Annotated in this window: 11 protein-coding genes; 2 read left to right on the plus strand and 9 right to left on the minus strand. The window is 38.7% G+C overall.

Annotated features, from left to right (window positions below):
• Window positions 1–180 precede the first annotated feature (180 nt).
• On the plus strand, window positions 181–594 hold the full coding sequence (locus tag ABOA58_RS24160) for a spore coat protein (protein WP_350300341.1): 414 nt from the start codon (window positions 181–183) through the stop codon (window positions 592–594).
• Between the two features lie 128 nt (window positions 595–722).
• Entirely contained in the window at window positions 723–1,322 is a 600-nt protein-coding gene (locus tag ABOA58_RS24165; protein WP_350300342.1) for a hypothetical protein, read from the plus strand.
• Window positions 1,323–2,038: 716 nt separating this feature from the next.
• Here ABOA58_RS24165 and ABOA58_RS24170 read toward each other — a convergent pair.
• The 9 genes from ABOA58_RS24170 to ABOA58_RS24210 form a co-directional block, all read right to left on the minus strand.
• Complete coding sequence (locus ABOA58_RS24170) at window positions 2,039–3,790, minus strand: right-handed parallel beta-helix repeat-containing protein (RefSeq protein WP_350300343.1); 1,752 nt, start codon at window positions 3,788–3,790, stop codon at window positions 2,039–2,041.
• A 607-nt stretch (window positions 3,791–4,397) separates the two neighbouring features.
• Window positions 4,398–4,976 carry a hypothetical protein gene (locus tag ABOA58_RS24175; protein ID WP_350300344.1) on the minus strand — a complete coding sequence of 193 codons (579 nt, stop codon included), beginning with the start codon at window positions 4,974–4,976 and terminating at the stop codon, window positions 4,398–4,400.
• Between the two features lie 113 nt (window positions 4,977–5,089).
• The gene (locus ABOA58_RS24180) at window positions 5,090–5,737 is read right to left on the minus strand and encodes a hypothetical protein (RefSeq protein WP_350300345.1); all 648 of its coding nucleotides are present in this window, start codon (window positions 5,735–5,737) and stop codon (window positions 5,090–5,092) included.
• A complete protein-coding gene (locus ABOA58_RS24185; RefSeq protein WP_350300346.1) occupies window positions 5,724–6,365 on the minus strand; it encodes an ABC transporter ATP-binding protein in 642 nt (213 codons plus the stop codon). The genes ABOA58_RS24180 and ABOA58_RS24185 overlap by 14 nt, the downstream gene beginning before the upstream one ends.
• Before the next feature lie 11 nt (window positions 6,366–6,376).
• Window positions 6,377–7,099: a DUF2705 family protein gene (locus tag ABOA58_RS24190; RefSeq protein WP_350300347.1), complete on the minus strand. Its 723-nt coding sequence runs from the start codon at window positions 7,097–7,099 to the stop codon at window positions 6,377–6,379.
• Window positions 7,092–7,823, minus strand: a complete 732-nt coding sequence (locus tag ABOA58_RS24195) for a WxPxxD family membrane protein (protein ID WP_350300348.1) — start codon at window positions 7,821–7,823, stop codon at window positions 7,092–7,094. Before ABOA58_RS24195 ends, ABOA58_RS24190 begins: the two co-directional genes overlap by 8 nt.
• A complete protein-coding gene (locus ABOA58_RS24200) occupies window positions 7,813–8,577 on the minus strand; it encodes a hypothetical protein (RefSeq protein ID WP_350300349.1) in 765 nt (254 codons plus the stop codon). The genes ABOA58_RS24195 and ABOA58_RS24200 overlap by 11 nt, the downstream gene beginning before the upstream one ends.
• A gap of 43 nt (window positions 8,578–8,620) precedes the next feature.
• Window positions 8,621–9,115, minus strand: a complete 495-nt coding sequence (locus tag ABOA58_RS24205) for a DUF2712 domain-containing protein (RefSeq protein ID WP_350300350.1) — start codon at window positions 9,113–9,115, stop codon at window positions 8,621–8,623.
• 255 nt (window positions 9,116–9,370) lie between these two features.
• Entirely contained in the window at window positions 9,371–12,538 is a 3,168-nt protein-coding gene (locus ABOA58_RS24210) for an Ig-like domain-containing protein (RefSeq protein WP_350300351.1), read from the minus strand.
• Window positions 12,539–12,550 lie beyond the last annotated feature (12 nt).

Here is a 12,550-nt window from a genome sequence, read left to right on the forward strand (position 1 = left end):
GATGGGACAGCTCTTCCCATAAATAACTTCACTAGACAACTTGCCTATAGCCCACTGAACGAATAATGTATTAAGATTATTCGTTCAGAGGAATATACATGCACCCCCACCCATTCACATCTTGCTTGGCACGAAACACTCGAGCTTCATGAGCTGGTCGCCGCCCAGTCCAATGCCCTTATGAAATTTAAAAAAGCTTACCCAAAAATAAAAGACCCCATTCTAAAAACGATTTATAAACAAACGATCGATACCCTTACCCAAAACATCATGGAGCTGCTGCAATTTTACCCATTGACGCCTAAAACGTACCGGGATGAAGATGAATCAAGGGATGACGCATCGGCAGTTGTTGCCAGGGAGTTGCTAGGCTTTTCCAAAACATCGATTAAAAGTTATGCACTTGCCATTACGGAAACAGCCACCCCTTCCCTACGAAAAGTATTTAAGAAACATTTAAATGGAGCCATCGATACTCATGCCAAGATTTTCAACTACCTTTATGAAAGAAACCTCTATCCTGCTTACGACTTGAACCAATTGCTGCAAAATGACGTCGATGTTGCCAATAAGGCTCTTTCCCAACCATTCTAAATGCAAAAAAAGGCAAGCATACCGATTGCTTGCCTTTTTGTCGCGTTCCGATTCCGTTTTTCATTATAATGTTATAATATATAAGAATTGGTTTTAATTAGGTTAATATTATTCAAGAGGTGAAAATCATGAAAAAGATCTATTTATCCATCATCCTTTCCCTGCTCTCATTTTCTTTAGTTGCCTGTAAGGCTGATGATCCAAAATCCGAGAATAACCTTTCAGTTCCTGAGCTGACAGCAAGGGAGAAAGCCATCCTCGAGAATTCAAGTGAACATTCCTTTCTTATCGATTTCAGTGTTGATGATACATACAAGGAGATGTCAGTCTGGGTCGAAAAATATGAATTTGGAAAACTTGTCGAATCTGAAATGGGACGCATGACAACTGCCATCAAAGATAATGGGACGATTATCTTCACCACATCCAAAACGGATGCTGACCAAAAACGATCGATGTTCAACGTCAGCATTCAAAACGATGATGGTACGGATACAGTTACTTATCCTGAAACCATTGATGAAATGGATTCCAGCGTATGGGGCAGTGCTGGCAAACTCAAAATAAACAGCACAGACAAGCTTGCATTGGCGAGTATATGCTACTCAAGCGGAAATGAAGGCATACGTTCACTTTCCACTGATTTTTATGGTAATAGTGAAGACCATATGGACGAGTTGAAGGAATACGATGTTGTCTATCTACTAAGAAGTGAATTCACTAAATGAGCTGACAAATGCAGGGGCAGGTTTGTTTTAGCACGATACTATTGCAAAAGTGGATCGTTAAAATCTATGAATTTGAGAAAATAAATGAGGCATTTGAAGAATCAAAAAAAGGTTTGTCATCTAATGGGTGAAGGTGAAAAAGCCTATTAGATGACTGATTTTGCTCATTCGATAGATGAGTAAGTCCAAGTTATAAGATAGAAGTAAATTTTTCTACATTTTAAAAAGGGGTTGAAGGAAGAGGAATTTGGGTGTAATCTTTAAAAATAATAAAACGGAAAGAAGATTATTAATTTGAAGAAAATCATACTCCTCTTTGCAGCAGTAGTCATTGCGAGCTCTCTCGGACATCAAATAACCGGCGGATATATGGACCCTCGTAAATCCCGCCCTCGGTATATACATTTGAAATAAGGAATCCGCTTTTGCGCTTGATTCCTTATCATTTCGGAAGTAAATAAATATTAATATTTTAAGAAACGATCATGGAATTTAAATTTGTCCAAATATTTTCTCAATTGGACTTATATTAAATCCCCTTATTTCGCTCCAAACAGATCACCCTCACTTGATATACAACCATCTTACCCATTTTTTAATATACACGTTATAGCCCTTTTTCAGTTCTATCTCGATTGGTTTTTTCACTTTTTCGTCGATTTCCCATTGAATCGTTTGCAAATTTTCGGACTTAGAGCTCATCGATATCCGGTTTTTCAAATATCGCTTTGGTGACACTTCATTGTTGTGTCATCCTCACATTCTGGTTTCAAGGGAAAACAGTCCTGATTTTTTAAGTCAGGCGGGATACAAATCCGATTATTCAATAAGTTATTTACTGATCCTACTTGAAAATGAATTTCACGTCCAACCTCGGCAAATGTGTGATCATTTTCAATCAGAGTTTTTTCCATGGTCAATGGCAGGGTTGTGTAGTCATTATTAAAGTTCCCATTATTATGAGACCCGCGTATGCCAATGCCAGCTTGGATAAAGTTATTTTCGGATTTTTCGACATGGTGAATCTTGTTTCTTTGTAGTTTCGTGAACTTGTTGGAACTAAGAAACACGATCCCGTTGTTGAAACTGTTTTCAATGGTATTGTCTTCAATGGTCGCATTTTTTGTCACGTGGATGCTGATGCCTCCATGTGACTCTACAGCGGCTTGGATATCGCTTACGTAATTATCCTTAATCACTACCGAGTCCAAGAACCCCATCTCCATTTTGGTCAGGTCCGTAAATTGTGCTCCGGTAACGGCTATGCCTCGTTCTGTAATCGTGTCATTTTTTTCTATGCCATAAACATCATAATCACCCTTGGTTCCCACTCCATGGCTGTTAATTCGATTCCCTGAAATCGTAATGTTTTGAGGCGGGTAAGCGGACATCTTGCCGTTATCATACTCCATTCCTCCAACGACAATGGGGAAACGTGTATTTAAGATGACATTGTTCGTGAAGGATACGTTTTGTCCCGAATGTGTGTCGATTCCCTCCCATGTCGGGTTGTTGGCGACCACGTTCTGATCGACCACAATGGTATCGCTTGGCGGGAACTTCGCTTGCGCTTTGGCATCATCTGTTGTATTGACTTTCCTATGGCTAAAGGCCACCCCATAGCTTTGCTGAACGCTTCCAACGGTTGCTCCTGGCCAAAGATCACTAACGGTCGCATGCTTTATGGTCACGTTATTCGCTGAGACGCCGCCAATGCCCGCATATCCAATATCCGTGATACTCATGCTTTTTTTAGAAATGGGATCGGATCCTTTGATGGTTACTCCATCCACATGCTCTAAATAGATGCCATACCCTTCATATCCCGTAATATGAACATCCTCAATCGTGATATTTTTCAGCCGTTTCGCGTCACCATCTTTATCATTTATCGGGTAATCACCCACTAAATCATCCGTTGATTTCGTTTGATCAATAGCGGTAATCTGGATGCCTCTATGTCTTGATGAATAATACTTCCTTGGTTCTCCTGTTACGGCATCTTCTGTTTTTCTTTTCCCATCCAAAATAAGATTTTTTATGCCCATATGACTTTCCATTATTTTAATGGTAACAGGGTCACTTCTTGATTCAGTACAGATTGTCGTGACTGTCTTTCCATTCTCCACGGTTCCTTCCAAGGAAACTCCAGATTTCATCACAATAAAGGCACTCGCCGTGAAATTCCCTTTTGATAAGAGAACGGTCCCTCGTTTTCCGGTTTCCCCATCCTTCGGAAATTTTGAAACACTTAGAACGGCATGATTAAAAGCTGCTCTTACGGATGACGTTGTAGAGTTGGGTGCTAATGTTGACGTTTCCATCAGGGTATTGTTGTGGTCGAATAATTGGATTGTCGTTCCTGTTGTTGGTTCGCAATCCGGATTTGCTGCCGCTGTCATGGATGGGAGCGGAAAGAAAACGGCCGCAAACAGAATGAATATTACGGTACTTCTACATACTTTCATCTGAAAACTCCCCATGCATGTAATTATTCCTTGATAATTGATAACGTTGAATGCTTACCCTTGAGACGTTCGAGTCATTTATTATCCACCGTTCAATTAGCCAAAGATGGTTTTGGAGTATAATTTTGCGAACTCTAAAGTTTCAATAGGATGGCAACACACCATTGTTATCACTGTAAGAAACGTTGCCATTGCTTTTTCTTGCATCTTCTTTCTCTCCTCTTCTTTTTTGTAATACCAGATATATTACAAGAAAGAAGGGAACGGGAAATTTCATTATTAAAACGAGAAATACCAAATCTGACATCATGAAATGAAAATGCACATTATAAATCATATTGTAGGATCACAGCTCGGCAAAGGACCCAAGCCTAGCAAAAAGCCGCTGAAAATTAGAGCTGCGGTAACCCATGCTTTAAGTGAGGACATCCAGATCGAAGATGGAGATGTGTTCATTTTAATGAAGTAACAGCTAACATTTTTTCAACGTCTGTAAAAAGGGAAGTGTAGTCGCCTGTTACATGTTGGTTTCAATTCACGAAAACGCGATAGGACCCAATATGGGTCCCTAAAATTTGAGTATAAGAATTAGCCCTGTCTTAAAATCTTAATTACTTTCCTGATCATTTACCTCCAATATCAGATCACCTTCATTTGATATATATCCATCTTTTCCTGTTTTATCGATATATACGTTATAGCCCTTTTTCAGTTCGATCTCGATTGTTTTTTTCACTTTTTCGTCAATTTCCCATTGAATCGTTTGCAAGCTTTCGGTTTGCGTTTCATCTTTTATATCGACAAACACTCGGATTTTATCGGTTGTTCTTGAAAGCACATAGTTCCCCGCTGGGATCTCTGTTACGACCACATAATGACCAGGATCTTTCATGATGATTTTTTGATTTTTTTTCACGACTTTTTCAAATTCAGAAGGCTTGAATTCAATCTTCCCTTTAATTGAGAAATTTTCATTCATATATGAGGGCTCTGCATGCAGTACAGCATTTTTGTGCATTTTATTGCCAGCAACTACCGCTTCACTATCGAGAGCTTTAATATCATAATAGCCCTGATTGATATCTTTTCCGACAATGATGTTTTGTGACTCCAACACCTTATAGGAAGCAGCATTATTTTCCGTATTTCTATTAGCGGCACTCATCGCTGATGGAACAATGTACATTTTATAGATAAGGAATCCGCTTACTAATAATAGTAAAGTTATCGCGGCTATGGTTTATTTAGAGTCAAGGACGATTCCTCCAATATATACTTTGATAATGCTTTAATATATCCTTAATTACTTTCCTGATCATTTACCTCCAATATCAAATCACCTTCATTCGATATATATCCATCTTTTCCCGTTTTTTTGATATACACGTTATAGCCCTTTTTTAGTTCGATCTCGATTGGTTTTTTCACTTTTTCGTCGATATCCCATTGAATCGTTTGCAAGCTTCCAGATTTTGTTCCATGTCTAATATCGACAAACACTCCGATTTTATCGCTTGTTCTTGATAGTACATAATTCCCCGCTGGTATTTCTGTACCGACCACATAATGACCAGGATCTTTCATGATGATTTGTTGATTTTTTTTCACTGCTTTTTTAAATTCAGAAGGCTTGAATTCAAACTTCCCCTTAATCGACATTTTCGCATTCAGATAAAAAGGTCTTGCATGTAAAACAGCATTTTCATGCATTTTATCGCCAAAAAACTCCGCTTCACTATCGAGAGCTTTAATATCATAATAGCCCTGATCGATATCCTTGCCGACTATGATGTTTTGTGACTCCAACACCTTATAGGAAGCAGTATTATTTTCCGTATTTCTATTAGCGGCACTCATAGCTGATGGAACAATGTACACTTTATAAATAAGGAATCCGCTTATCAATACGAGTAAAGTTAACGCGGCTATGCTTTTATTTAGAGTCAAGGACGATTCCTCCATTATCCATCTTTACATACTCATCGGCTAATGCCTCCAGGTCCTGTTTATGATGGCTTGTCAACAGAATGAGGGCGCCGCGCTCTTTTTCTTCCTTCAAGATTCGATAAACTAGCGTAACACCTTCTTCATCGATGGCATTTGTCGGTTCATCCAATAATAAGATGTCCGGTTTTTCAAATATCGCTTGGGCGACGCTTAGACGCTGCTTCATTCCTAACGAAAATTTTCCAACCTTCATTTTTGAATCAGGATCCAGGCCGACTCTTTTTATATTCAGTTTAATATCCTCATCAGTGGCGATGTTCCTGATTTTTGCTAATATTTTCAGATTTGTATAAGCGTCATATTGGTGCAGCAGCGAAGTGTTTTCAATAATGACACTAATATTAGCAGGAAAGGAAATATCTTTATGAAGAATTTTTTCGTCTATGGCAATTTCTCCTGAGCTTGGCATGATTAATCCTGCAATCGCTCTAAGCAGCATCGTTTTACCGGAGCCATTCCTTCCATACAAACCATAAATTTTCCCGCTGTTAAACTCATAATTGATATCATGCAAAAGTGTCTTCTTCTTCATCTTTTTATGTAAAGAGCTAATTCGTATTTTTGTCATTGTGCACCTCGTTAAATTAAATCGATTTTCTTTAATCGTCTATAGGTTAAAACAGTTAAAATGATCGTCATTACGGTTAAAACGATATAAGCATTTACTGTTGATATTCCGCCAGTTTCAAGTACATCACTTCTTACATACATGCCGAAATTGGGAAGCAAAAAATATAAAATCCACGTCAGCTTTTGTGTAGATAATAGAACTCCGCCTAATGTAACCGAAAAAAGCACATAAACATTTATCAGCAATAAAGATACTTCCTCCGTAAAATGAAGTTCGAGTGCCATTTGAATGAAAATCAGGACAAAATTGGACATCATATAAAGACCTGCTATACAAATCAATGATTGGAAATTATCATAAAAAAAGGCCTGATCGACATTATTTATAAAAGCGAATACGATCGAGAAAAGAAGTTGAATTATAGATAATCCAGATATAAGGATCATTAAGTTCACGATTCTTCTAAACCCAAGTTTCACCCTGCTTTTTTCCCTGATCATCAGGTAGACCCCATAACCGGATATATATTGCCGCAAATACCCTAACGACAAAAAACTCAATCCAGAAAAGAACATATACCATGTTCCCAATACAACAAATTTATTACTGATGGGAACTCCGCTAACGATCATATATCCCGTAAGATCGGCTTTAGAGCCATCGAAATAATCAAATAGGAAAATTTGCAACAAAATGACGATCAACATCGTTATGAAGATTCGTTTAGTCATCAGAAACACCAAACATGAAATCTTTTTTCTCGATCGCGAATAGCCCAAGTAAAACCATCACGAGAGATAGAAATAATTCTTTTCCAATCATGATTAGCGAATAATATCCTGTAATTCCGCTGCTTAATAAAGGATCGATAACATTTGCGGAACTGGCAGGGCCCCAATCATTATTCAGCTGACTCTTCATCACATATAAGAGAAAACAGATACAAAAGGTCGCTGCCATCGCTATGATTGAATTGGAATAATCAAAAATGAAATAATAAAGCAGGCCAATCGAGAAATAAATGCACGTTAATAGCGCTAGATTAAGAAGAGATAAGTTCCAATAATTTGATGATATAAAGTGAAATCTATCGAATAAGAAAACAGCTGCGAAATTAATCAATAAAATGATGAACGCAAAGATAAACGAACTTATAAAAACTTGGATGGTCCGTCTCCGATACATGTCGATTCTTGATTTTAAGCGAACGATAATGTGTGGATGTTCATCTTCAATAAAAAAACGATAAAATAGTAACAAAGGAACAATATATGTGATCAATAAATTTTTAACCGAGAGATAGCCTTCTACACTCGCACTTACATCAATGATCAATGGATACGCTGGGTCAAGCTGCTTTATTTTTAAATAATGAATATTATAGGTCATCCATAAACATCCAAATAACAGAACAAGCAGCAGTGATACATACACTTTTTTTTGATTAGACTTCATCACTTTTCACCTTATAAATGAACCCGACTGTGATGACCGCTAAAAAAAGGATGGTCGATCTAAAGAAAATAAAAACGAAAGCTTCCAAGGTCACTTCGTTAAACGGCTGGATGATCATTGCTAGTGAATAATTCAGTCCTAAAATTTGTGAAAACCAGATAACAAAGCTTAACGGATACGTATACTTTATATCCGGGAAACACCAACTAAGAACAGTCGCCATCCCTGCGCATAAACTAGTGAAAAATCCAAAAATGATGATATAAACCACATTAGTGACAAAAGGTATTTTATTGGCGAGTGTATATAAAGGATTTTCCGGAAATAAATCTGGGGTCAACCCAGTGTCAAATTCACCATTCATGAAAACCATATATGCAATGAGCATATTAAATAATAAGCAACCAACCATCACTAAAAAGGAAAATGACATATTTCCCAATAACATGGTTTTATAATAAGAGTATCGCCCTTTTTTGGTCGCTACGATATATCGATAGCCTGTTTTATAGTCTTGGATATAGCTGTCAGCACACATAATTAATAGAAAAATAGGCAAAAACCAAATAAGTAGTATTTGCATCATATGACCTAATGAACTTCCCGCTAAAAAAGTGGCTAGATGGGGCATGATCCATGACTCTGAAACATTGCCGATCAAGATAAATATGTCAATAATAACAATCGCCATAATACATAACACGATGAACTTTGTTTTTTTATTATTTGTTAATCGATAATAATAACTATTCATTTTGTCTCCCTTTAGGACGCCACCTTGGTATATTCATCATCTTTTATTTATTATATTCAGTGGTGTAATAAGTCTTATATTGTCCAGGTAGTATTCTCCCTGTCTCTTCATCCCAATATCCGTCTACAGTATAGGTACTAGAGCTATAATTATTATTTTCTGCCGTTAATCTTACCTTAGCGGCATTGGCACCTGCATTGCCTTTAACATAATGGTTGCGCCCACTTTTTTCACCGCCGCTACCTGCTGTAACTTTCACTGAAGGAGATACGTTCGTGCCATCGCTTCTTTCCAACCAATAAGTCGTATAAGTATTTGTACCTTCTTGTGAATGATACATTCTCACCTTCCATGTATTCCGTTCTGTAGTTGTTTGGCGATACTTTGTACGTGTATATTCGTTGCCTTGCTCTTTCTTAATCTTAAAGGAATATAACGAATTCTCATTCCCAGCTTCAACTGAAAGCGTTCCTAACCCAATCGAGCAAGCTAAAATAGTTCCTAATGCTATTACTCTTCCCTTTCTTTTTTTCATCATATGTTCTCCTGAAATTTATTTTTGAACAGATTAATGATATATGAATGGCAAGTATGTGAAGTTTCAGAATTAAAATGGGTCATCCCAAATCTGACATCATGAAGAAAATGCACATGATAAATCATTTTCTAGCATTACAGCTCGGAAAAAGGCACGCTCATAGCAAAAACACCGCCGATGAGGAGCGGTGTTTTAATTCGTTTCCACACAAAAAAAGGCCGTTTAACATGTAGTTAAACGGCCTTCACCTACTATTTATTTGGATTTTTTAACCGTTACTTTTGTTGCTTTTCCTGTATTGCCCGCTTTGTCTTTTGCTGAGACGTATAATGCGGAGCCTGCTTTTTTCTTGCTGATTTTGATGGAGAAGTTCCCCTTACCATCAGCTTTTGCCGTTCCGATGTTTTTATTACTGTACTTCACGGTAACGGTTGAACCGATTTCCGCTTTACCTGTTACTTTTGTTGCTTTATCGTTTACTTCATTCACTTTCGGTGCACTTGGAGCGGTTTTATCTTTAACCGTTACTTTTGCTGCTTTTCCTGTATTGCCCGCTTTGTCTTTTGCTGAGACGTATAATGCGGAGCCTGCTTTTTTCTTACTGATCTTGATGGAGAAGTTCCCCTTACCATCAGTTTTTGCCGTTCCGATGTTTTTATTGCTGTGCTTCACGGTAACGGTTGAACCGATTTCCGCTTTACCTGTTACGGTAGTAGCTTTGTCGCTTACTTCATTCACTTTCGGTACATCTGGAGCTGTTTTATCGAGAACAGTCACGGTTGCCGCCTTGCTTTCACGTTTTGCTAAGTCTGTAGCTGTGACTGAAAGTTTAGTGCCGGCCTTTTGCTTGCTAATTTTCACTTTGAAATTCCCTTTGCTGTCCGTGTTACCTGAACCAATCACTTTTTTTGCGCTATTTTTGATCGTGATTTTCATGTCCGCTTGCGATTGACCCGTTACATACGTATCTTTGTCACTTAAAGCTTTAACAGTTGGCTTGTTAGGGGTTGCACCCTTATTCACGAATACTTTGATTGAAGATACTGCTAGTTTGGAAGAATCAGAGATATTCACAGTAAGCTGCTGCGCAGCTTTTTGAACCGGAATCGTAACGGCGAACGTTCCGTTAGCTGCCGCCGTTCCTTTACCGAGCGTTTTGTTTCCGCTTTTCACTTCGATTACTGAACCTTTTTTAGCTGAACCAGTCAGTTTTGTTTGCGTATCCATCACAAGATTGACTTTAGCTTGTAAATCCACTGCACTAATTGCACTGTACGCATTCAGCCTTCCATATCCAGATACTAAATCTTTTCCGACAGGCAGTTCTACTTCTGGTATTATGATTTCTCCATCTTCAGGTTGATAGTCCTCATAAGGGTCTTTTACATTATCTTCTTCTTCAAAAGCGACATATTCCGATGTCTCATGCAGGATTTCCCTTATCTCATTCACTTTCAACCCAGGGTTTCCGGATAATAACAAAGCTGTAGCTGCCGCAACATGGGGAGCTGCCATTGATGTACCATCCATGTAGGTAACATTCCCATTAGGCACAAGGCTCGGGATTCCTGTCCCTGGAGCGACCATGTCCAATTTCGATCCATAATTGGAATAATCGGATACTAAATCAAGGGCATTGGTTGCGCCAACGGATATGGCGTATTTAGATGATGCAGGATAAGAAAGACCCTCCATCCCATCATTACCGCTTGCTACGACAACCATTACATTCTTGGCGGCTGCATCTTTCAAGGCGTGTTCAATCGTCCTGCTATATTCTCCGCCCAAGCTAAGGTTTATCACCTTTGCTCCATGTTCCACGGCATATTTAATGCCTAGTGCAATTTTCTCATTATCTCCATATCCTGAAGAGTCCAAGACCTTTACAGGCAAGATTTTAGCTACTGGATTGATTCCTTGCATGGAATAACCATTATCTGCTTTTGCAGCGATGATTCCGGATACATGTGTACCATGGCCATTGTCATCGATTGCTTTTTCTTTCTTATCAATGAAATTCTTACCATCCTTCATTTCAACAATACCTTGTAAATCCGCCAGTGAATCATCGACACCTGTGTCGATAACCGCTACCAATGTATCTTTTAAATTACGTTTCTTAATAAGGTTCTGCAGTTTTTCGTTATCAATGTCCGCTCCCTTTATGCCTTCATCGCCCCCGGCGTTATTTAAAGACCATTGATACGGTGATTGTATGTCGGCAGAAAGTGCTTTGTACGTTTTTACCGGTTCGATATATTCCACTTCTGGAAGTTTTTCGATACCGGATAGAGCAGCAGACGCCTTCGTGTTGGCTTCGTTCTCTAACTCAACGACGTACATATCATCATACATTGGCTCTTGCTTCTCGGGAGTCGACAATGTTCCATATCCTTTTACCTTGGATTGGACGGAGCTTAATGACTTCCCAGGTTTAAGTTTGACGATATATTTGTTCTTTACATTTTTCGAAGCAGGAAGCTCGATTCCCGCTTTGCTTGCGATATCGACGATTCTCTTACCTTCAAGCTTATCAAGATTGATTTTCTTTGCAATGGCTTCCATATCTTTTTTCAACCCGGCTGGAGCGACGCCTGCCGACTTAGTGAACAAAGCTTTGATCGCTTCTTGCTGATCAGTGCTAATGACTGCCGTACTGCTTGCTCCATTTTCATTAAGATCCTCAATAAGGGGCTTAATCTCAACTAAGTGATTATAAACGGCTTCCCTTGCCGTTTTATTACCAGCAAGATGTAGAGCCAGGAATGGCGAAGCTTTATAATATAAAGAGGAAAGGGTGCGTCCCTCAGACGATTTCGTGAGAACTTCATCTCTAAACACGCGGAGTGTTTTCAACATGGATTCTCCCGTTTTCTTATCGTTTACACTCAGTTCAACCGGGCAAGATTCAAGCTCTTCCCCTTCGTCCCCGGCAGATGGCGGCAATGTCACTGAATGAGCATTGATGGAGTATTCAGCTACATTTTTTGCATCCGGGATGGGATTTCCCTCATCATCCGTATCGCCGAAATATTCAACTTTAACATAATATGTTCCTTCCCAAGCATATGGGAAATCGACTACAGCTTTTTCATCAGGATAAGAAGAGACAATATAATTGCTCTCATCCTTTTCTGCTTTTTCTTTATCTTGATATACGGAGATATTCAAGATTTTGTCCGAATTGACTTCAAACTCAATATGGGAGAACTTTTGTACTTCTTCTGTTGTGGGACTGAGTTGGTACCATTGGACATCCGGTTTTTCAAACTTTCCATCCAGAGTGTCCCCATTTTTTATCGTTTTTACATTTTCAATAGGCGTTGCAGCTGCAGCTTGAGAATTTAGCGGAACCATCAAGCTGAATATCAGTGTAAAAATAAGTACACACGCCGTAATTCGACTCACATTCTTAAATTTCACGGTTTCCCCTCC

The organism is Peribacillus frigoritolerans (assembly GCF_040250305.1).
In the GTDB taxonomy this organism is placed as follows: Bacteria; Bacillota; Bacilli; order Bacillales; family DSM-1321; genus Peribacillus.

Excerpts from the sequence above, each read along its gene's own strand:
- ABOA58_RS24165 (WP_350300342.1), top strand. The coding sequence starts at position 723 with ATGAAAAAGATCTATTTATCCATCATCCTTTCCCTGCTCTCATTTTCT.
- ABOA58_RS24200 (WP_350300349.1), bottom strand. The coding sequence starts at position 8,577 with ATGAATAGTTATTATTATCGATTAACAAATAATAAAAAAACAAAGTTC.
- ABOA58_RS24170 (WP_350300343.1), bottom strand. The coding sequence starts at position 3,790 with ATGAAAGTATGTAGAAGTACCGTAATATTCATTCTGTTTGCGGCCGTT.
- ABOA58_RS24205 (WP_350300350.1), bottom strand. The coding sequence starts at position 9,115 with ATGATGAAAAAAAGAAAGGGAAGAGTAATAGCATTAGGAACTATTTTA.
- ABOA58_RS24160 (WP_350300341.1), top strand. The coding sequence starts at position 181 with ATGAAATTTAAAAAAGCTTACCCAAAAATAAAAGACCCCATTCTAAAA.
- ABOA58_RS24195 (WP_350300348.1), bottom strand. The coding sequence starts at position 7,823 with ATGAAGTCTAATCAAAAAAAAGTGTATGTATCACTGCTGCTTGTTCTG.
- ABOA58_RS24190 (WP_350300347.1), bottom strand. The coding sequence starts at position 7,099 with ATGACTAAACGAATCTTCATAACGATGTTGATCGTCATTTTGTTGCAA.
- ABOA58_RS24175 (WP_350300344.1), bottom strand. The coding sequence starts at position 4,976 with ATGTACATTGTTCCATCAGCGATGAGTGCCGCTAATAGAAATACGGAA.
- ABOA58_RS24185 (WP_350300346.1), bottom strand. The coding sequence starts at position 6,365 with ATGACAAAAATACGAATTAGCTCTTTACATAAAAAGATGAAGAAGAAG.